This is a genomic window from Bradyrhizobium diversitatis (genome assembly GCF_016031635.1).
Taxonomy (GTDB): Bacteria; Pseudomonadota; Alphaproteobacteria; order Rhizobiales; family Xanthobacteraceae; genus Bradyrhizobium; species Bradyrhizobium diversitatis.
Window position 1 is genome coordinate 31,124 of record NZ_JACEGD010000062.1, and the last position, 20,536, is coordinate 51,659.

A 20,536-nucleotide genomic window follows, 5' to 3' on the forward strand; every position below is an offset into this window, starting at 1 on the left:
CAATCAGACATCGCGCCCGAGCGCCGACGCTGCAGTCGAGCGCCAGTCTTCAGTGCAGGCACTGGCACTGGCCGGGTCGGCGACCGCGGCTACCCGATGCCGGGCTAACCCTAGGCGTCACAGACCCGCAGCGAGTGCAAGACGCATCAGTTCGGACATGCTGCGCGCCCCCGTCTTCGCCATGAGATTGGCACGGTAGACCTCGACCGTTCGCGGACTGATGCTGAGGTCATGCGCAATGACCTTGTTGATTTTGCCGGCCACGAGCCCCTGCAGCACGTCGCGCTCGCGGGGCGAGAGGTCTGCGAGCCGCGCCTCGGCCTCGTTTCGAGCTGAGCCGCTTGCCAGCTCCGGCGGACGGGCCTCCAGCGCAGAGCGGATTGCCCCCAGCAGCGCCTCGTCGTCGAACGGCTTTTCAATGAAATCCGCAGCACCCGCCTTCATCGCCTCCACGGCGAGCGCGACATCGCCGTGGCCGGTGATCAGGATGACCGCACTGGCTGCTCCTTCGCGTTTCAACGTTCGAACCAGCTCGATGCCGCTGATGCCCGGCATGCGAATATCAGAGATGACGCAGCCTAAAACCTCGGCCCCGCCGCCGGCCAGAAATGCATCGGCCGTCTCGTAGACCTGCGACTCGTATCCATTGACATCGAGCAGGAACGCCAGCGAATCCCGCATCGCAGCGTCGTCATCAATGACGTGAACAACCGGCTTACCGTTCATCAGCCGCCTCCGTTTCGGCGAAGGGCAGCGTGAAATCAAACACTGTGCCACCGCCGTCGCTGGGACGCGCCGCGACGCGTCCGCCATGTGCTTCGATGATGGTTCGGCAGATCGAAAGACCTACACCCATGCCGTTTGCCTTGGTGGTGACGAAGGGTTGAAACAGCTTCTCGGCAATCTCCGGGGCGATGCCCGTGCCAGTATCGGTGACGGAGAAGAAGGCGAACCTGTTTTGCCGGGTGACGCCGATCGTCAGCTCGCGCCGGCTGGTTGTTTCCATCGCCTCGATTCCGTTCCTGATGAGGTTGAGCGCGACTTGCTGGATCTGGACCTTGTCGACGACGATATCGGGAAGATCGTGGTCACAGCGCAGCGACACTCGCACCCCCTGTTCCCGGGCGCCGACCAGGGCCAGCGCCGCCGCCTCCTCGAGCAGCGTCGCCGGGTTCTCGATGGTGTGCTCGGTCTCGCCCTTGGCGACGAACTCGCGCAGGCGCTTGATAATGTCGCCGGCGCGCAGCGCCTGGTCGGCGCTGCGGTCCATGGCCTCGCGCACGCGCTCCTTGTCGACTTCTTTAGGCTTCAGCAGGGTCGCGGCGCCGCGCAGATAGCTCGTGATCGCGGACAGTGGCTGATTGAGCTCGTGCGCGAGCGAGGACGCCATCTCACCCATGGCGGTCAGCCGCGACACGTGCACCAGCTCGGACTGCAGCTCCTGCATGCGGCGTTCCTGGGTTCGCCGTTCGGTCAGGTCGCGGACGAAGCCGGTAAAATACCGCCCCGCGCCGGCGTTGGCTTCGCCGACTGCGAGCTCCATCGGAAACGTCGAGCCATCCTTGCGCTCGCCGACCACGATTCGCCCGAGTCCGATGATGCGGCGCTCGCCAGTGGCGCGGTAGCGATCGAGATAGCTATCGTGCTCCTGCCGGTAAGGTGCCGGCATCAGAATCGAGACGTTCTTTCCGATCGCCTCCGCGGCCGACCAGCCAAAGAGGCGCTCGGCGGTGACGCTGAAGGATCGCATGATGCCCCGCTCATCGATCAGGACCATCGCTTCCGGGACGGTATCCAGGATTGACTGAAGCTGGGCCTGCCGATATCGGGCATCTTCGGACTCTTGCCGTAGCCGGTCTCCGATCACGCCGAGGATCGGTCCCATGACCGTGAAGAAGGAGACATCGATCAGGTTCGCCGGGTCGCTGTAGAGGCTGGCTCCGAGGAAATAGGCGCTGCTTCCGAGGCAGAGCAGCGTAGCAAAGATCGCCGGCCCGCGGCCGCCCGCAAATGCCGCAAAGACCACGACCGGAATATAGATCACGGTGAAGGTCCGATCCTCGAAATGGTGATGCAAGGCAAGGCGCAGAAAGAAGATGAAAGCGGAGGCGGTTGCCGCCGCCCCGTAGCGAAGCCAGAATCGGGCTTGTGCTGTCATTCAGTGGCCAGATGCGAAAACGAACACGTGTTTGCAAGATTGGAGAGTGATCGCCTCATAGCTCGACCGCCCGTGCTATCGGCAAGAGGTGGGCTGGAGCAAACTAGTCTTTCCCAGGCCACGGACGCCAGTGCGTCGGATGGATGACGACCCGCTCACGGGTCGTATCCTTGATCCAGCCGCTCGGGGTGCGACGGCAGGCGAAGATCAGCGCATGCACGCGATTGCCTTCGATCACGGCGAGCTCGAGCGCTCGTTCGTACGGGGCCGTCGAAATTCCTTCCCACACCGCTCGCTCGTCCATTGCTTTCATCTCACAGGATACCCTTGCCCGCCTGGGGAACATGCAACGGCCGCGCATCAGCGCCTTGGCTGGGACTTCTATTCGGCAAAGCCTCCACGCCAGGCAGGGACAGTGTCTGGTTGTTATCCACCTTGGTACTCAACTGCACCGCAAGCCCCTGCCGAACCGACATGCAGGAATATTCCCGCGTCGACCCGCCATCGGGTCACCAGATGGCACTGACGCTTGAGCGAAGCGGGCCCAATCGGAGGTCTGCCCATGACATCTCTCCGCACCAAGATCCTCACTGATCCCAAGCCTGCCGGAGCTCATCTGATCGCCGCCGCACGCGACGGGTGAAAAGTCACCGTGCAGAGCCATTGGGTTTTCAGTCAAACTTGTAGGAAGCTTGGATGAACGTGCCCCACCGTTCCATGCGGTATTTCGCAAGAGCAGGATCCTCAACTCGGGTACCCAGCAAATTGGCGTTGTAGATCACATCGCTGTCCTTTTTGGTCCACATTGACCAATATCGACCACCAACTCCGATGCTGACATTCTTGGTGAGAAAGTAGGAGAGCGCCCCTTCCACCTGAAGGCCTCCGCCACCGTCTCCGCGCTGATCGTAGAACGTTGTCTCTGCGCGGAGGAGATGGTTGTCGCGACCACTGAAATCGGTCCATGGCAGGTAAGCCATGTCGGCGCTCACGCGCCAGCGTTCAAGCACCAAAGTCTCGGCGCTAAGGCCGATGCGCGGCGCATTCCAATTGGTGTCTTGAGTGCCGATGAGCTGTCCCTGTCGCTGGAACGGCCCCGTGCATGGCGAGCCCGGCGAGGACGAAGCGGTCTGCACGCAACCTATCGAATCCGACTTCTGGCCATAGGAGGTCCATCCGACAAATGCGCCCACCCTATAGATGCTGCCGCGCAGAAAATCGTAGCCGGCATCCGCCGTGTAGTACGTAAATCGCCCATTCGCCTGACCTGATAACGCGTTGGAATAGGCCAACTCCCCGAGGCTCGAATCTTCGTCGTTCATCTTTCCTCTGTTGAAGCGTCCGAGGCCGATATTGCCCTTCAGGAATATCCCCCAGGGGCTGTCAAGGCGTCCGAACATCTCGCCGGACACTCCGTCGAGCCCCTGATAGGTGAGCCTTGAACTGGGAACGCTGGCATCTCCCGGAAACCTGGGCGCAAGTGTGTAGTCCCACTGGAAAGCGCCCCGGCTGAGCCAGACCCGTGAGCCGCCTTCGAGCGACCAGCCGCCCGTAGATAGAACAGGCTTGGCTTTGGCCGTCGCTGTTGCGGGGTGCAGCGGTGCATCGGCCCATTCCGCCGTCGGATCGACGCCAAAATGGTAATTCAAGCCGACTTTACCGACGTGATAATCGCTGGATAACCTGCTCGTGCTGGTGGGGATGATAGCAAGGGGCGGACGCTGCACCGTTGGAGGGGTCGCGACACCAGGTCCGCCAAAACCCATATAGTCGTACTCAAATTTGACGGACCAAGCGGGTGTGAGCTGCTGCTCGATGCCGACGCCGACGGTCCCGCCGAAACGACCGTAATCGAACTGCGTCGTATGCCGCGGGTATCCGGCAAAGGTCCCGTCCCGGAATTCGTTGTGATTGGTGATCGCGCCGCGATTGTTTTGCCAAGCGGCGCCTCCTTTGACGTAGGCCAGCGTGTGGCCCTGCGGGCCAAAAGCATAGCCCACACGAGCGGTTCCCGTGGCAAGGACGCTTGGACCTGCGTTGCAGGTTGCAATCACAACAACGCTGGAGAAGGCAAGACAGGTGTTTGTGCCTTCCGAGACAGCACGGCTCGCCTCCAGTTCGACGCCGAACACCCAGCGGTCCCGCTGCCAGTTGTAGCCGAGCTGTCCGCCGGCCAGGAATGCAGGCGTATCAACAACGTCCCCGTAAATCGACGGGCCATAGGGATCACTGAATGACGTCCGGCCGTAGCCCCCGCCGACGTGTCCGCCGACATATCCTCCGGTCCAGCTCCACAGTTTCGGCGGGACTTTTGCGGCCGGCTTGAGATCTGTTGAATTGACTGCTCCGCTTGCAACGAGCGCAGCTGTTGCGGCCCACCAGGTAAGAACTTCAAATCGCATCATCACCTCACAATGTGCGTCATCATCGAACGAAGGCTGATGACACACAGACATTTGCACCCGTCCTTCGGTGGACCGAGTACGACAACTGCTTCAGGCGTGTCGTCATAGCGCATGCATCAGCGACACACCGAGATGGAGATGCGTCGAAGCTCACCGCCTGCGACGGGCAGCGGGTCGATCGCAGTCCCAAACCGTTGCGTTGCTGATGCTGTTACGCCGCCTTACACACGCAGCCTTCGCGACTGCAGGATCCAGGCCAGCGCCAAAGCGCGCCTTCATTGCCTCTGGCTTGTCGTGCGCCATGTCGCGTTCGCGTCAGCTTGGCGAGCTTCGGACAAGCCGTGCGTTTGCTTTCGGACATGGGCAGCTCGGGGCGCCGCTACCTGCCTCCGACCGCACCCGTGCCCTCTGCACAGTGACCATGACTCTTTGGAAGGGTCGGGATCGCTTCGACCGATTTTGGCGCGGGCCTTGTCCGCAGCGAACGTCTATTTGATGCGGCAGCTCCCGGCATTCCTCTGCCGTTCCCAAGCGGTGATCTCGCGGCGCGATGGGTTAGATCATCGATCCAGCGATAGAGGCGTTTTCCCCGCAATACGCTCCCTCTCGATCTCAATCATGTTGAGCCAGCTTGCATGGTTGGAGGTGTCGTGGAAGTCCGAGCCGCCGCAAGATCCGCCTGGCTTCGGCGGGCGGGAATGTCTGATCGGGGTGCCTGCGAGGTGGGTCGATCATTATCCCGCGCGATGCCGATAGATGTCACTGGCGGGGTCTTGCTGGCGAGGATCGGACGTCAGCTTCGAGAGGTCATAGAACAAGGCAGCCGAACGCGGGCCAGTGATCGCGACGCCGGCATGCAATTGCCGCGGGCCGCCGTCCAGCGCGCAGAGCGCTTCCAGGATCTCGTCGATGGCCGCTGGCGCCTTGAGCCCTTCGGGAGCAATGAGCGGCGGGCACGACGCGATCGCGGTCGCATCCGATGCCCATGAGGCCAGGATGGCGCGCTTGTCGTAAAAGCTGAGGCCCGGGTGTGAGACGAGATCCCGCGGGGGCTCGAACGCGACGCCGCGATGAAGCAAACAGCAGAAATCGACAATGTTGTCGTCGGGAGCGGTCGCAGGCCGCGTGGTCGCCTCCTGAGCCAGGACGAGTTACCGCATCTGCCGCGGGGGCCCGCGCGGCGAGATGTTTCAGATTTTCGGGACGGATCAGGCGACCCGGGATTCGACCTGTGTGACGTTGCTCGGAGCGACGTCGCTGATCGCAATGCGGCGCGGCTTCATCGCCTCGGGGATCTCCCGCTGCAGGTCAATGACGAGCAGACCGTTCTCGAAGCGGGCGCCCTTGACCTCGACATGCTCGGCGAGCGTGAACTGGCGCTTGACATTGCGTGCCGAGATGCCGCGATGCAGGTAGATCTTCTCTTCCTTCTCGCTCTTGCGGCCCTCGAGCGTCAGGACGTTCTGCTCGACCGTCAGCGAGACCTCGTCCGGCGTGAATCCGGCGAGGGCCACCGAGATCTGGAAACGGTTCTCGTCGAGACGTTCGATGTTGTAAGGGGGATAGCTCTCTTCGGCGGTCCGCTGGACCTCGTCGAGAACGTCGAAAAGACGGTCGAAGCCGATGGCGGACCTCCCGAGGGGAGTCCAATCATGCCTCATAGCCAAATCCTCCTTGGAGCAAGATGGGTACGAGCAGGCTCCGGACACCGTCCGGCGCCCGACTCATTTCGCGGGACCCTAAGAGCATCCCGATCGGCGCGGCGGCGACGCCGAAAAACTAAGAAGGCCGGAAAACGTTTCAAGGGCGCGGCGCGAATTTATCCCGGCCACGACTCGCGTTGGTTAGCTCCCTACCATCCGTGCTCCTCGGTCACTTTGACATCCTGGATATCGTCGAAGTCCGTCGACGCGAGACGACAGGAGATCACAATGCGCAAGGCGCTGCTTCGGATACCGCAGCGATGCTTGACCGTGACGAGCTTCGCTGCTGCGGCCGAAATCGTGGTCAAGATGCTGAACAAAGGTTCAGATGGCGGCAAAATGGTGTTCGAGCCGACGCTGGTGAAATCGAACCCGGCGACACCGTCAAATTCGTTGCCGCCGAGAAGTGACACAATGCCGCAAGCAGACGACCGGCTGATTGATCGTCCCGAGCGTCTCCTAGACGGTACCCTTCGTGAAGAGCCCATGGCTGAACACGTTGAAGCCGAGCTCGCGGATCGCCGCCACGTTGCGCCGCAAGCCTCTTGCCAAAAGAACAGGCCGCTATTTTTGCAAAGATTTTTATGATGTCAGAATTTATTTGGTCTGGTGGCGATGAAAACGTGCCGCAGGCTCGCCTACCCGAATGAGATTCAGCTGTACGCCAACCCGATGGGCGGCGGGCATTAGAATGCCTCGATCAAGGCGGTGACGAATGCAAAAACGACCGGACTGGGTGGACGACATCGATTGGGACGACCTCTATCCAAGAGTCCTCGCTGTCGCCTTTCGGATGAGTGCCGGCCGAGCGAACAGGCGGCACGAAGCCGAGCAGCTTGCGCAAGAAGCCATTACGCGGAGCTTCACAACCAGGACGGTTGATTTAAAGAAATACGAGCTCTTCGTCTATCTCGTCGGCATCATGCGAAGCATTCGCAGCGATCAGATGAGGTCACCAGGTGCAAGGTTGTTCGATTTCGATGATGAAGCGGTGATCCGCTTCCCCGCGCGTCCCACTCAAGACGACGCGCTGTCGATCGCGAGTCTTTCACGACTCATCGAACAACAGGACCCAGGGGCCAACCAGGTGGCGATGCATATGCTCGCAGGCCTCAGAACCTCGCGTGAAATAGCCGAGGCCATGAGTGTTTCTCCTCAAAAAGTGGACGCGCTCAAGAAGAATTTGCGCCGCATCATTCTGGAGCTTGGACGCAACGACTTGCGCCTCGTGCGTAAGCCGCCGTCTGGCGCCAAGATTGCTGATCTGGAGGAATAAATATGGATAAATCGCTTATCGAAATGATCTTGGCTCGCCTCGACGCGAACCCGCCGGAAGATCACACGGATGTTCTCGATTATCCGGACGCCGTCATTCGGGAGGAACTGCGAGCAGCGGGATTGCGCCCCGAAATGCCGCCGGCACTGCGCGAGCTGACAGCAAAGTCTCAGGGCGATCCGAAGCCTCGGGGAGAACTCCATCCAGGTGGGCGATTCGGCGCTGCTGCAAACTCGATTGCGCGCTTATTCACGACGCGATGGTGCCTGCGTCTAGGGTTTGGAATTGCTGGCGTCGCTCTGGTTGTAAGCACGATAACGATGATCGAATTCTCGCTCGAGTTGCGAGCTGAAGTTGCCGAGATGCACTGGATCAATCAGTCCCTTAGAGCAGAGCGCTCGGAATCACTCGCGAATGTCGTCGCCTCGTTTGTGAAGCAGCAAAAGGAAGTCATAGCAGAGCTAAAGAACAGGCAAAATGAGATTTCCGAAATCGCCTTAGAGATCAAGACTGCACGGCCTTCCTTCGCCAATCGGGAAGGACATGTCATGTTCTCGCCGCCGCCCGTCGAAGAGACTCAGACCTCCGGAATGAAGGATCGGACATTGTCTTTGGCTCATGCAACGCCATCCACATCGAAGGTCATCGAGATGCCAAGATTGAGTCGCGACGTTAACTCGTCCATCGACCTTGAGAAGCTCGGTTATATGAAGAGTGTTCGGTGCGCGCCATTACCAGCCAATACGGACAAAATCGAGCCCTGAGAGGCAGCAATGAAGCCGGCGAGTGCACCCTCACTCGCCGGCTTCTTCTAAATGCCCAGCGCGTGAGCAATTGCCATGGCAAAGTAGATCAGTGCGATGGCAGCGTAACTCGCGCAAATGATCAGGCTCTCCTTGTTCATTCTTTGCCGCCTTGCTCATTCGATTCGTTTGCCGTCGATTGGCCGGTCGCAACGTGCGCTTTGTTCGAAAACCGCCAATGTACCCAGGCGACGACCACATAGATGACCGAAATTGCGATATATCCTTGCGCCTCAAGCATCCAAAACGCCTCCATCAAAGCCTGTCGTTACTGAGTAAGGCGGGCCAGGTTCTGGATTTCGGATCGCGCGATGGCGATTGCTCAAGGAAAGCAAATTGCAATTTCAAATGAGATGTTCGCGCCGCGGCTCCCGACTGGCGCGAGATTTCCATCTCGATGTCGATTTTAGTTCACCTCATGCTTCGCCAATTTCCCAAAACCACCGTAACCGACATGAGGCCTCCACCTCGTCATCGCGCGGTTTGCTTGGGATACAGGCTGGCATGAGCTGATGGGAGGAGGTGAAGCGATGGCAAATGCCATGCTTGGTGCCAGGCACGAAGGTGAGGCGCTTGGGTGACGGAAACAGGTCGTTTCTGTGCAGAGCCGAAGACGATCGGCGGACCCGCATCGCGCGTCGACGGAACAGATCTGCGTCACCGACGGGACAAAAGTGTTGCGCGCCGTGTCGCATCGATGACGCGCCCCGCCCCGCCTATTCCAAGAAATCCAGCACTTCTCCCGTTGGCACGTATGTTGCTGAGCGGACTCAAGCGGTGGCCGTGCCTGATGATCGGGCCATGTCGTCGCAGCCAAACCGCAAAACGCCCCGCCGCGCCAGGGAAAGGAGATGAGCGATGACTGAGGCACTCACACTCAACAAGATCACAAGCCAGAAGGGCATCAGTATCGGGGAGGCGACGCGCCTCATCGCGGATCTGGGCTGGACCCCGTCCTATGTGCAGGACGCGATGGCGATCCCGACCGACTACAAGATCAGCAAGCCGCCGCGCGACCCGATGAAGCAGGTGCTGCGTTCCTATTTCCCCATGCAGGAAGAGAAGGACAATCGCGTCTATGGCGCGCTCGACGCAGCCTTGCGCGGCGACATGTTCCGCAACGTCGAGCCGCGCTGGATTGAATGGATGAAGCTGTTCCTGGCGATCATCCCATTCCCGGAGATCTCGGCCGCGCGATCAATGGCGCCGCTCGGGCAGCTCGCCCCCGGCGATCATCTGCGCACCGGCTTCACGATGCAGATGGTGGACGAGTTCCGGCACTCGACCATCCAGATGAACCTCAAGAAATGGTACATGGAGAATTATATCGATCCGGCCGGGTTCGACATCACTGAGAAGGCGTTCGGCAAATGCGCTGCGACGACGATCGGGCGGCAGTTTGGCGAGGCCTTCCTGACCGGTGATGCGATCACCGCATCGAATATCTATCTCCAAGTCGCCGCCGAGACGGCGTTCACCAACACGCTGTTTGTGGCGATGCCGTCGGAGGCCGCACGCAACGGCGACTACGCGTTGCCGACCGTGTTCCTCTCGGTCCAGAGCGACGAAAGCCGCCATATCGGCAACGGCCATTCGATGCTGATGTCGGTATTGAAGGAGCCAGATAATCATCTGCTGTTGGAACGCGATATTCGTTATTCCTTCTGGCAGAACCACATGATCGTTGACGCGATCATCGGTACGATCATCGAATATGGCACCAAGAATCGCGACAAGAATAAGGAGAGCTACGCGGAGCTGTGGCACCGCTGGATATTCGAGGACTATTATCGCACTTACATGCTGCCGCTCGAAAAATACGGCATCAAGATCCACCACGACGACGTCCATGAGGCGTTCGATTCGATCGTCAAGAAAGGCTATGTCCACAAGTTCGCGCAGTCCATCTCGGCCGGCTGGTGGGCGACTTTCTGGCGGATCGAGGCGCAGACCGAGCGCGACTTCGAATGGTTCGAGGCCAAGTATCCGGGCTGGTACGACGAGTTCGGCGCCTGGTGGGAGAATTACGAGAAGCTCTCCAAACCCGGCAGCGAGATCATCACCTTCGCCGACACCGGCTACGTTTATCCGCATCGCTGCTGGTCGAGCCTGGTGCCATGCGTCGTCCGCGAGGACTTCTGCGTCGACGAGGTGGACGGCGAGCTGTTCACCTATGCCAGCGAGGTCGACCGTTGGACCCACAAGGAAGCGTTCGCCGCCGAATATCAGGGCCGTCCGACCCCGGCGATGGGCCGCTTCTCGGGCCGCCGCCAGTGGGAAGAGGTCTATGACGGCTGGGATCTCGCCGACGCCATCGTTGACATGGGCTTCGTGCGCCCTGACGGCAAGACGCTGATCGCTCAGCCGCACATGTCGTTCGAGGAGAAGGACATGTGGACGCTTGACCATGTCCGAGGCCACACCATCCGCAGCCCACTGCTTGCGCTGCGCGAACTGAAGCCCGAGGCGAGGGCCAAACATGTCGAGGACTATCGCAAGGGTTTCAAGATCCGCCGGATCTGACCCCCCACCGGCAGCCGGGGGAGGTGGTGTCCCCGCCTCCCCCGGCACCGCTGCGACTGCCTCACGGAGAATGATCATGGGACAGGAAATGCCTCAGCGCAGGCCGGCGGTGCACAAGGTGCGCCTCGAGCCGGTAGGGGTCGAGATGGAAGTGGAGGAAGGTGAGACCGTCCTCGACGCAGCCTTCCGCCAGGGCGTCGCCCTGCCGCACGGCTGCAAGGAAGGGCAGTGCTCCGCGTGCAAATGCATCCTCAACGAAGGGGATGTGGACATGCTCAAATATTCGACCTTCGCGCTCTCCGACCCGGAGAAGGAAAGCGGTCAGGTCCTGCTGTGCCGGACGCTCGTCTATAGCGACGTCAACGTCGAGCTGCTCAACTATGACGAGGACTTGCTGTCGCGCTCGATCGCAGTCAAGGCGTTCAACGGAAAGCTGGCGAGCGTCGAGCCGCTGACGCACGACATCGTTCGCATCGCGATCGACCTAGACCAGCCGATGAAGTTCTGGGCCGGACAGTATGCGGACCTGACGCTCCATGGCGCGGAGATCACGCGCTCCTATTCGATGGGCAATCCACCGAGTGAGTCCGATCGCCTGGAGTTCATCATTAAGCGTCATCCCGGCGGTGCCTTCTCGACCGCGGTCGGCGAGGCGAAGATCGGTGATCCGATCACGGTGAAGGGGCCTTATGGCTCTTGCTTCCGTCGCGAGCAGCGCGAGGGGCCGATGATCCTGGTCGGCAGCGGATCGGGCATGGCACCGTTGATGTCGATCCTGCTCGACCAGGCGGCAAGCGGCGAGACGCGCCCGGTTCGCTTCTTCTACGGCGCCCGGACAACGCAGGATCTGTTCGCGCTCGACGTCTTCACCGACCTTGAAGCGCGGATGCCCGACTTCAAGTTCATTCCCGCCTTGTCACATGTCGAAGCGGATTCGGAGTGGAACGGCGAAACCGGATTCATCCACGACGTGCTGCGCCGCCACCTGCTCGACATGGAGAATACCGAGGAAGCGGACGCCTATAGCTGCGGTCCACCGCCGATGATCGATGCCGCACTGCCGATCCTGCAAATGGCCGATATCGACCCGGCCAGGATGTATTTCGACAAGTTCACGCCCGCCACCCAAGCATGAGGCCGAATGCCCAAGAGAGAGAGGGAGAAGACGATGTCTGGACGAGTGATGGAGCAGGAGCAGAGGTCCGCAGCGGCGGGCGCCAAGACCTTTCCGGGATCCGATAGCCGCGCGTATAATTATTTCGAGCCGAAGGGGCGTCGGGCGACGCATTACGAGGACGTCACCGTTGACGTCCAGCCGGACCCCGAACGCTACCTCCTCCAGAATTGGATCATTTCGTTCGGGGACGGCACGCCGACATACTCGAAGGAGTGTACCGCGCTGAAGAGCAGCGACTGGCACCTCTATCGCGCGCCCGACCAGGAATGGGAACGGACGCACTATCAGCGCCAGTCGACCATCTGCGGCATGATCAAGAACGTAATCGACAACGCACGGCGCGCCGGCGCACCGAGGCGCTTCGACAAGGCGTGGGTGAAAATACTGCAAGATCATCTGGGTGCCTTCAAGCATGCCGAATATGGCCTGGGCACCGCGCTGATGCGCGCGCAGCGCTACGGCTATACCCAAATGATCAACAACGCGATCCTGACCAACTCGTCCTACAAGCTGCGGCTGGCGCAGGATCTAACGCTCTATCTCGGCGAGATCGCGCTCGACATCGAAGGCTTCGACGTCGACGCCGGCAAGCGCAATTGGCTGGAGAACTCGATCTGGCAGAAGGCTCGCGAGCTCGTGGAATCTGCACGCGGCGCCGAGGATTTCCTGGAGCAGTATTTCATCGTCAACGTGCTATTTGAGCCACTGGTAGGCGAGTTGTTCCGCTCTGGTTTCGTCATGCAGGTCGCGGCGACACAGAGCGACTATTCGTCGCCCGCCGTCATCTCAGCGGCGGAAGCGGATTACGAGCGCAACCTAGCCAATACGGTTGAGCTGTTTGCGACGCTCGTGCGCGATCCCGCGCATGGTGAGGACAATCGGCGCCTGCTGCAAGACTGGTTCGACAAATATTCACCGATCGCGACCCAGGCGGCGCTCGATCTGCAACCCATCTGGTCACAGCCGCGGGTGAAATCGGCGCAGTTCGCCGAATCTTATGCGTCGGCGATCAACCGCCTGCAGGCGATCGTGTCGGAGATCGGCGTCTTCTCGACGCAAATTCCGATGCCGGAGCTGCAGGTCGCCGAGCCCGTCGAATAATCGCGCCACGAAAGGAACCCACAACATGGCCGTTACCACCGAGCAGCAGCTCTTCACGCCGCTCAAGGACATCACCCAGGAACGCACCATCTCGCATCAATGCGGGGTGACGATGAACGACAGCGTCGAGGCACGCTGCATCGCCGAGATCATGGAACAGCGTCCCGGAATCAAGGTCACCTACCTGCCGGCGATGATCCGTGTGGACGGCGAGGGTAAGATCGTCTTCGACATGGCCGAGATCAGCGAGGCGCTCGGCCGCGAGATGACACCGCACATCTTCGAGATTTCCACCGCCACCCATTACGGCCGGATGGTGATGATCGACGAGAACACCGTGATCCTCTTCGGGGACATGGACGAGGCGCTCCAATACGAATGACACGATCACGCGCCGGCGGCCGCGCCGCCGGCGCGTGGCATCCCCCTAGCCAGACCGGAATGACAAGGCCCCCCCAAACGGATGGCGGCGCACACAGGAGACGAAAGATGGCCAAGATCATGCTTTACGATGCTGACGCTAGGGCGGCGCTTGCGCGCGGCGTGGACCAGCTTGCCCGCGCTGTAGTCGGTACGCTCGGCCCCAAGGGAACCAACGTCATCATGGATCGCCCGATCGGGACGCCGTTGGTGTCGCGCGATGGTGTCAGCATCGCGGCCGAGATCGAGTTACCCTGCCGGTTCGAGAATCTGGGCGCGCAGGTTGTTCGCGAGGTGTCCGCCCAGACCAATGAGATCGCCGGTGACGGCACCACGACCGCGACAGCGCTCGCCAATGCGCTGGTGCAGGATGGCGTGAAACTGGTCGAGCACAAGCACAAGGCGGTCGACGTTGTCGCCGGCATGGACCACGCCCGCGATCTGGTCATCAAAGCACTGCGAGAGGGCTCTCGGCCGCTGCGTCAGGGCGAATTGCGCATGGTTGCAAGCGTCGCGGCCACCGAGACGTCACTGGGAGAGCTTATAGCGGAAGCGCTTGAGCGGGTCGGCATCGAAGGCGTCGTCCATGTCGAATATGCGTTGCCGGGCTCACCGACGCGGCTGGAGGTCGACGAAGGGCTCGTGCTCGATCGCGGATTCGTATCGCACCATATGGCGACCGACAGTTCAAGCCTGGCCGCCGAACTCGACAATCCGGCGATCCTGCTGACCGACCACAAAGTGCCATCGGCCGAGCCGATCCTGCGTATCCTCGACCAACTCAAGGAGAGCGGGCGTCAGCTGCTGCTGGTAGCTGACGAGATCGCGCCTGAGGTCATCGCGGCGGTGATGCAGGCTCGGCTTCAGGGACGTGGCACCGTCGTCGCGATCAATCCGCCGGAATTCGGCCATTGGCGCAAGGCGATGATGGAGGATCTCGCGATCATGACGGGTGGCCGGGTGATCGCGCGCGGCAAAGCTCACCCGCGGGACCGCGCTCCTGCTCGCAGGCGGCGCCACGCCGGTCGAACAAAAACGCACGGCGCAACTCCTCGAAGATGGCCTTAACGCAGCCCGGGCTGCCCGTGGCGAAGGTGTGGTGGCCGGTGGCGGTACTGCCCTCGCGCAGGTCGCAGCGCAGCTCGATCCGTTGGTGGATCAGGAGGTTGATGGCGCACAGGCCGGTGCGATGCTGGTCCGCGACGCGATCAAGCGCCCATTGGCGATCATCGCCGGCAATGCCGGACAGGATGGCGCTATGATCGTGACACGGGTCGTCGCCGAGCAACCCGGCACGGGCTTCGATGCCAGGAGCGGCAGATTTACCGACATGTTCGAAGCCGGCGTCATTGATCCCGTCAAGGTTACCTGCGCCGCTCTCGAGAATGCGGTGTCGGTCGCCAAGCTAATCCTGACGACCCATTCGCTCGTCGTCGATCTTCCTGAAGGCGTCGATCCTACCGCCGGCCCTGCGCGCGGCGGCGGTGCCGAAGTTTACGGCCGGAGCTGATCGGCGCGGACCGACGATCGCCATCGCGTTCGTTCCGCTCCGATCGATATGTCTACTTATCTTCCGAATCGTCAATGATCACTAAACGAGGCTTTTCGCAGAAAGAGCCATGCCCTCAGTTCCTGGTAGTTTTCCCGCCGGGAAGGGTAACGAAACGAGCTGGCTTTTGGGCCACTTCACGGCGCTACCTGGGGCTGATGAGAAGGCCCGAAGCGCCGTTGTCCTCTGGCGTCGGCCAGGTTACCAGGCGCTGATCGATCTTCCGGCTGCGCCCGACGCGGCGTGCTTTTTCCAAGGCGCAACTTATGGAATTGAAGCGCCCTTCGATGCGTCCGATCCCATGCATCAGTTGGTCTTCCGCGGTGAACCTGGTCTGCTGGATGATCTGATCCAGACGTTTCCTGCCCCCGCTCGATAGGAGAGCGGGGACGGCTTTCCGTCTCGCTCGCTTTCGACAGCACGTTCGCCATCCAACGGGTGACGCGGCCGGCGATTTTTGCGCCGATGAGGTGATGCAGGATATGCGCGATGCTCTTGCCGCCGGAGGAAACAGTGCGACCGCCTTTCATCACCACCAATTCTCGCTTGCCGGTGCCCGCCTCAGTCGCAGGTTTTTCATCCCGGAAAGCTCGGGAATGTCGCTTCCGTCCAGGGGTGCCCTGATGACTCCCGTTTCCTTCTCGTCACGTGCGGCTGCGATTTTCACCACCGCGCCGCTCGTCGCTTTCGGCACCATCACGCCGTTGTCATCCGGGCTGACGATGTCGCCCGGATGAACGGCAATACCCATTGCAACATCGCCACTTACCTGATGCCGCGAGGGCGCACGGTCCAGATCGGTACACAGGCATTCGGCTTGTGGCGCTGAGTCTCACTTGAGCAATAAAATGCGCCTTAGAGCCCAGCATGACGCTCAAATTCTGCGCTAGACGGAATCTTTCAGCGGATTTCGCCACAACGATTGTGTCAAGTTGCGCCGTACCTTAGCAGCTTCAGCGGCGCACCTTCTACATGGAAAGTCAGCAACTGGGAGCGAGTTGCGGATTGCAGCGCATCGAGCTGACATCCTATGGTTGGCCGGTCGAGCCAGTCAGCCGAAATAATTCCCTGAATTCCGCCAGCGCGGAACAATCTAAGGATGGAGCTCCTGGATCCGATGCCGCCGAATTTATCTGGGCGAACAAAACGGCTCGGAAAAGGGCCAGACGCGGGCCAGGATGTACTCAGGCAATTCACATGGGAGATCAGATCGATCAATGTGTGTCTGGACGACCTTCGCTGCTTCCAGGCGAATGCGCTCGGTATCACTGGACCGCAAATGATGATCTTGATGGCTGTAACCGAGTTGGAACGCGACGGCGGTGTTCCTGTCAATGTCGTTGCAAAACTAATGAACATCGGCTCGTCTTTCATCACGAAACATTCCAAGGAGCTTGAGAACAAACGATTTCTGCGGCGCACTCCAGGCTCAAAGGACGCCCGTCTCGTACATCTGTCTCTAACAGAGAACGCTCGCAAACGTCTTGCGAGCATCGCGGCCCAGCAGGAAGAGCTCGATCAGTTTGTTTTTGACTATCTTGGTATTCAGGAATTCGCGAGATTGGCCAGCTGCCTTAGGGGAGTTAGGCATAGGCTAGAGAAAGCTCGCCTGCACGCTGAACTCAAATCTTGAGATGAACTGAGTGACCAGGATGGCGATCTCGCTTCCTGAAGCGATTCGCCGTCTCCAGCTTCGTTCGAGAAGGAAGCATTGCGGAGGAGGATAGGACATCGCCGCACGGATTTCGTCGCGCCAGCAAGTATCAAGCAGCGCCTGCGCCTTGCCTCTGCGGCACGAACATCTCATTTGAAATTGCAATTTGCTTTCGTTGAGCAATTGTCATCGCGCGATCCGAAATCCAGAATCTGGCTCGCCTTACTGAGCAACGACAGGCTCGATGGAGACGTTTTGGATGCTTGAGGCGCAAGGATATATCGCAATTTCGGTCATCTATATGGTCGTCGCCCGGGTTCATTGGCGGTCTTCAAACAATGCTCACGTTGCAGCCGGCCGATCGACGGGCAAGGACTATTGATCGATCTGGCGCTTTCGTCTCGACCCTTCAGGAGCGGAGGCGTGGAAATGACGGCTCCGGCGCCCCCCAGCCTCACGCCGGGCCGTTTTCATTCTTTAAGCGAGCGCCAGTTCAAAGTGGAGGGATCCGGGTCGCACTCGTAATCTCAACTGACGAGCTGTCTCGGTAGCACCATCACAGCGTTGATCTGCTCCTCTGCTCCAGTGTCTTTGGCGATGAAGACGGGCGAATGTCATTGCGCAGACGATGAGCCCCACGCGGGCTTTTGATTGCGTGGTCCTGGACGGTTGAGAAAGGTGCAGACTTTGAGCGCGCGATCCCGCAACGGACGTTGCAGCGTCTTCGCCTCATTCCATGGCGCTCATCGCGCCCGTTAAGGAACTGGTTACTAGTCACTGTCACCATTTGCATATTAAGTCGGCATGTGCAGTAGCGCATTCTGTTTATATTCGACACACTCGGTTGGCGGTCTGTTGCAGGAGAGGCCTAATGTTCAAGGGCTTCACGGTGGCAATTGTGGCGCTGATTGGCACAGCGCAGCTGGATCGATACCCTAACCAACGGCCGGTACACCGGCGCGGCTACGGAAATGCTGCGGCAAATCAGGCACGCGTTTGGGTTTTAGACAATTCTTTGGCGCGGAGGCGCGTGATGGACATCTCATGGGCTGATCTCGATTGCGGCGAACGACGCACCATTGCGATATTGGGAGCCGGACTTTCCACTGAACTGTGCGACCCGCTTGCACTCCTGACGTTAAGGCGGCTCGGTCTGATCGTAGGATTCCATCTGACGGCTGCCGGACACAATCTGCGAAGAGATGCGGTTGTGAAGAGTGTCGCGGGCTAAGCGTTGCGGATGGGTGATTAGACTGGCGGGCGGGATGGCAAACGCAATCGAGCTTATTGTGGACGGTTACGTTAGCCTGAATGACAGGAGGGCTCTCGACGATTTGCGCATGCAGCGCCGTAAGCTGGTCGTGGACCTAAAGGCACGCACCGGTTTTGATTGCCGGACAACCATTCAGCAGATCGAGGAAGATATCATCGTGATCGAGGCTGGGTTGGCGCAGTTGGATGGCACGGCGACGACCTAATCTTCCCAAAGCCGTTTGCGTTTCAAGCTGCCGGGCTATCTGCCTTCTCAACCCCGCTGTTAGGCGGAATAACGAGGATAGAGGCTTGTGGTGATGCTGTCGAGATGCACATGGAGAAGCCGCCGACCTGCTCGACCTAGATCAACCGCTCCTTGGTGACCCGCAAGCTGCGAACGTAGTAGCCCTGCCTCTGAACGGCCGACTTGATCTCGGCGCTGACTTTGAGAACTCTTTTTCTGCTCTTGCGCCATTTATTCCGAGAGCAAACGCCGGGTATTGCAGAGCCGTTGCTTAGAACAAGCAACTCGTGCTTGCCATTACGATAGACATCAAACACTCTTTGTCCCCGCTGCTCGTATGAAGTAAACATGAAATATGTTTCGGTCGTCTCAATGGACGAGCTTGGTATCAGCTTAGTATCTCGAATGGCTACGCGGGTTGTAAATCTGCAACGTCCGCGATTTTTGGCTCACCTCGTTCGGGGTTTGGAACGAACTGATGCAACCCCGATCATCGCCCAACTGGGCGCGCCTAGCGCAGTTACTTCGGCGATGGCGTGAACGGCGCAGGCCATCGGTTCTCTGGCTTTAACCAGCATGCCACTGCGGCGAGAACGTGTTGCGGATGTTGGTGAATGGTGGGCTGCCTGTAGGACTCTCGCGGTCGGCCGAGTCGAAGAGCCTATCGAATTCCGCCACAACTGCATGAGCAAAGGCGCGGATGCTCGTGGAGTTCCGTTGTCGATTGCCCATTGTTACACGAGCCTTTGCATTTGCAGCACTGATCATCAATCATCATCCTACCCGACAATCATTTGCTATTGGCCCGATGCCGAAAGCTGCAGGGTATCCGTAGGTCGGCTCGCTGGGATCAATCGGACATGGGTCGGCCCGAGCGTAATCGCCGCTCGTGACCCAATGTATGGACCGGCTGCGTTTCGCAATAGAGATCGTGCGTGGGTTTCGGAAGTCGCTGATATGTATCCGGCCTGTTTGATCGGCTCGCGGGCCGTGGCCTTAATGGGAATACGCACGCATCGTTGGTCTTATTAGCGGACAGGTTGGCAAGCAACCATTTGGGTCACCAGACTCTGGATGCGTTCATCGATCCGTTCCATGCATTTTCTCTGTCGCGAACTCGGGGTAGGGTTCAGATTGCGATCACTTCGTGATTTGGTGCGTCGAAGGTCTTCTCGTTGCGCAAGATGCTCCATGCTATCCGCGCCAGCTTATTGGCCAGGGCCGTTGCCAGCTTGTTGCGGTGCAGCCGTGGAGCTGCGTTCTGCAGCCATGCTCCGAAGCTGAAGCGATTCCAATTGTGCGGGCGCATCAGGATGACGTTTGCAGCCTGGATGAACAGGGTTCTGAGATACTTGCTTCCGCGCTTGGAGATGCGTCCCAGAATAGATCGGCCACCCGTGCTGTACTGACGTGGCACGAGGCCAAGCCAGGCACCAAAGTCTCGTCCGCGCTCGAATGCCTCACCAGTGCCGATGGCCGCCACGACGGCGGTCGAGATCAGCGGACCGATGCCGGGGACACTCATGAGGCGCTGGCAGTTGGCTTCCTTCTCGCCGATCTGGTCGATCTCGCTGGCGAGGGCCTCGATCCGCTCATCGAGATGTATCCAGTCTTCGTGGAGACCTACGATCAGATCGCGCATTCGCGGCGATATCTCGTCCTGCCGATTCTCCAAGATCGCCAGGAGCGAGTTCCGCAGAGCCGTCGCCCCAGTCCTGACCGCGATGCCTTGCTCGATCAGAAAGGCACGGATCTGATTGATGGTCCCAATAGCTTCGGCGTCGTTGTAGTCGTTCTTCTGTCCCTTCACGAACGGCTTCACATAGATCGCAGGGATGATCCTTGGCTGATGGCCAAGTTGGCGCAGAGCACGGCTGACAAAGTGCGCGCTGAGACAAGCCTCCATGCCGACGATGCTGGGAGGCAGTAGTTTGAAGGCCTCAAGGAGCCCCAGTCTCTTGATCTTGCGACTGACCTGCCCCTGCCGATTTCCTCCAGTTGAAGTTAGAGTCCGGCCTTCTGAAGGACGGACAGATGAAGCGAGCCAGGTTTACGGAAGAGCAGATTATTGGCGTGCTGCGTGAGCATGAGGCGGGTGCGAAGGCTGCCGATTTGGCGCGGAAGCATGGCGTCTCTGAAGCGACGCTGTACAATTGGAAGGCGAAGTTCGGCGGTCTGGACGTCTCCGATGCCAAGCGGTTGCGGCAACTCGAGGACGAGAACGCCAAGCTGAAGAAGCTGCTGGCCGAGCAGATGCTGGATGCTGCAG

Annotated in this window: 22 protein-coding genes and 1 pseudogene; 13 read left to right on the top strand and 10 right to left on the bottom strand. The window is 59.9% G+C overall.

Going from position 1 to position 20,536, the window contains the following annotated elements; all coding sequences use genetic code 11:
• Window positions 1-117: 117 nt before the first annotated feature.
• The 6 genes from fixJ to H1B27_RS37535 form a co-directional block, all read right to left on the bottom strand.
• Window positions 118-726, bottom strand: a complete 609-nt coding sequence (fixJ, locus tag H1B27_RS37510) for a response regulator FixJ (protein ID WP_197969502.1) — start codon at window positions 724-726, stop codon at window positions 118-120.
• Window positions 716-2,158, bottom strand: a complete 1,443-nt coding sequence (locus tag H1B27_RS37515) for a PAS domain S-box protein (RefSeq protein ID WP_197969503.1) — start codon at window positions 2,156-2,158, stop codon at window positions 716-718. Before H1B27_RS37515 ends, fixJ begins: the two co-directional genes overlap by 11 nt.
• 103 nt (window positions 2,159-2,261) lie before the next feature.
• Entirely contained in the window at window positions 2,262-2,462 is a 201-nt protein-coding gene (locus tag H1B27_RS37520; RefSeq protein WP_197969504.1) for a hypothetical protein, read from the bottom strand.
• Between the two features lie 367 nt (window positions 2,463-2,829).
• The gene (locus H1B27_RS37525) at window positions 2,830-4,614 is read right to left on the bottom strand and encodes an outer membrane beta-barrel protein (protein WP_246515997.1); all 1,785 of its coding nucleotides are present in this window, start codon (window positions 4,612-4,614) and stop codon (window positions 2,830-2,832) included.
• 683 nt (window positions 4,615-5,297) lie between these two features.
• Entirely contained in the window at window positions 5,298-5,642 is a 345-nt protein-coding gene (locus tag H1B27_RS37530; RefSeq protein WP_311977733.1) for a hypothetical protein, read from the bottom strand.
• Window positions 5,643-5,771: 129 nt separating this feature from the next.
• On the bottom strand, window positions 5,772-6,224 hold the full coding sequence (locus H1B27_RS37535; protein ID WP_197969505.1) for an Hsp20 family protein: 453 nt from the start codon (window positions 6,222-6,224) through the stop codon (window positions 5,772-5,774).
• 270 nt (window positions 6,225-6,494) lie between these two features.
• Between H1B27_RS37535 and H1B27_RS37540 the strand changes: the two genes are divergently transcribed.
• The 3 genes from H1B27_RS37540 to H1B27_RS37550 all read left to right on the top strand — a co-directional run bounded on the left by H1B27_RS37540 (window position 6,495) and on the right by H1B27_RS37550 (window position 8,306).
• Complete coding sequence (locus tag H1B27_RS37540; protein WP_197969506.1) at window positions 6,495-6,854, top strand: cupredoxin domain-containing protein; 360 nt, start codon at window positions 6,495-6,497, stop codon at window positions 6,852-6,854.
• 127 nt (window positions 6,855-6,981) lie between these two features.
• Entirely contained in the window at window positions 6,982-7,542 is a 561-nt protein-coding gene (locus H1B27_RS37545) for an RNA polymerase sigma factor (protein WP_197969507.1), read from the top strand.
• 2 nt (window positions 7,543-7,544) lie between these two features.
• Entirely contained in the window at window positions 7,545-8,306 is a 762-nt protein-coding gene (locus H1B27_RS37550; RefSeq protein ID WP_197969508.1) for a hypothetical protein, read from the top strand.
• Between the two features lie 136 nt (window positions 8,307-8,442).
• Here H1B27_RS37550 and H1B27_RS37555 read toward each other — a convergent pair whose 3' ends face one another.
• Window positions 8,443-8,586 carry a hypothetical protein gene (locus H1B27_RS37555; RefSeq protein WP_197969509.1) on the bottom strand — a complete coding sequence of 48 codons (144 nt, stop codon included), beginning with the start codon at window positions 8,584-8,586 and terminating at the stop codon, window positions 8,443-8,445.
• A gap of 617 nt (window positions 8,587-9,203) precedes the next feature.
• On the opposite strand from H1B27_RS37555, the gene H1B27_RS37560 reads away from it, so the two are divergent.
• The 6 genes from H1B27_RS37560 (at window position 9,204) to H1B27_RS41140 (ending at window position 15,076) form a co-directional block, all read left to right on the top strand.
• Window positions 9,204-10,868, top strand: a complete 1,665-nt coding sequence (locus H1B27_RS37560) for a ferritin family protein (protein ID WP_197969510.1) — start codon at window positions 9,204-9,206, stop codon at window positions 10,866-10,868.
• A 76-nt stretch (window positions 10,869-10,944) separates the two neighbouring features.
• Window positions 10,945-12,003, top strand: a complete 1,059-nt coding sequence (locus tag H1B27_RS37565) for an NADH:ubiquinone reductase (Na(+)-transporting) subunit F (RefSeq protein WP_246515999.1) — start codon at window positions 10,945-10,947, stop codon at window positions 12,001-12,003.
• A 33-nt stretch (window positions 12,004-12,036) separates the two neighbouring features.
• Entirely contained in the window at window positions 12,037-13,146 is a 1,110-nt protein-coding gene (locus H1B27_RS37570) for an aromatic/alkene monooxygenase hydroxylase subunit beta (protein WP_246516001.1), read from the top strand.
• 25 nt (window positions 13,147-13,171) lie between these two features.
• On the top strand, window positions 13,172-13,528 hold the full coding sequence (locus tag H1B27_RS37575) for an MmoB/DmpM family protein (RefSeq protein WP_027545366.1): 357 nt from the start codon (window positions 13,172-13,174) through the stop codon (window positions 13,526-13,528).
• Between the two features lie 107 nt (window positions 13,529-13,635).
• The gene (gene groEL / locus H1B27_RS37580) at window positions 13,636-14,634 is read left to right on the top strand and encodes a chaperonin GroEL (RefSeq protein WP_311977736.1); all 999 of its coding nucleotides are present in this window, start codon (window positions 13,636-13,638) and stop codon (window positions 14,632-14,634) included.
• Window positions 14,567-15,076 carry a TCP-1/cpn60 chaperonin family protein gene (locus tag H1B27_RS41140; RefSeq protein WP_311977741.1) on the top strand — a complete coding sequence of 170 codons (510 nt, stop codon included), beginning with the start codon at window positions 14,567-14,569 and terminating at the stop codon, window positions 15,074-15,076. Before groEL ends, H1B27_RS41140 begins: the two co-directional genes overlap by 68 nt.
• A gap of 568 nt (window positions 15,077-15,644) precedes the next feature.
• Here H1B27_RS41140 and H1B27_RS37585 read toward each other — a convergent pair.
• Window positions 15,645-15,866: an RraA family protein gene (locus H1B27_RS37585; RefSeq protein WP_197969511.1), complete on the bottom strand. Its 222-nt coding sequence runs from the start codon at window positions 15,864-15,866 to the stop codon at window positions 15,645-15,647.
• Window positions 15,867-16,214: 348 nt separating this feature from the next.
• Here H1B27_RS37585 and H1B27_RS37590 point away from each other — a divergent pair, with 348 nt between their 5' ends.
• From H1B27_RS37590 to H1B27_RS37600, 3 genes are all read left to right on the top strand, one after another.
• Window positions 16,215-16,748 (top strand): MarR family winged helix-turn-helix transcriptional regulator, encoded by a 534-nt coding sequence (locus H1B27_RS37590; protein WP_246516004.1) that lies wholly within the window; start codon window positions 16,215-16,217, stop codon window positions 16,746-16,748.
• Window positions 16,749-17,640: 892 nt separating this feature from the next.
• On the top strand, window positions 17,641-18,000 hold the full coding sequence (locus H1B27_RS37595) for a hypothetical protein (protein WP_197969512.1): 360 nt from the start codon (window positions 17,641-17,643) through the stop codon (window positions 17,998-18,000).
• Window positions 18,001-18,034: 34 nt separating this feature from the next.
• A complete protein-coding gene (locus H1B27_RS37600) occupies window positions 18,035-18,247 on the top strand; it encodes a hypothetical protein (protein ID WP_197969513.1) in 213 nt (70 codons plus the stop codon).
• 136 nt (window positions 18,248-18,383) lie between these two features.
• Here H1B27_RS37600 and H1B27_RS40600 read toward each other — a convergent pair whose 3' ends face one another.
• Both H1B27_RS40600 and H1B27_RS37605 read right to left on the bottom strand, forming a co-directional pair.
• Window positions 18,384-18,584: a hypothetical protein gene (locus tag H1B27_RS40600; RefSeq protein ID WP_311977739.1), complete on the bottom strand. Its 201-nt coding sequence runs from the start codon at window positions 18,582-18,584 to the stop codon at window positions 18,384-18,386.
• 812 nt (window positions 18,585-19,396) lie between these two features.
• Window positions 19,397-20,236, bottom strand: a pseudogene (locus tag H1B27_RS37605) (IS110 family RNA-guided transposase); the annotation flags it as partial.
• 65 nt (window positions 20,237-20,301) lie between these two features.
• On the opposite strand from H1B27_RS37605, the gene H1B27_RS37610 reads away from it, so the two are divergent.
• The coding region (locus H1B27_RS37610) for a transposase (protein WP_197965965.1) at window positions 20,302-20,536 on the top strand (235 nt) is incomplete at its 3' end.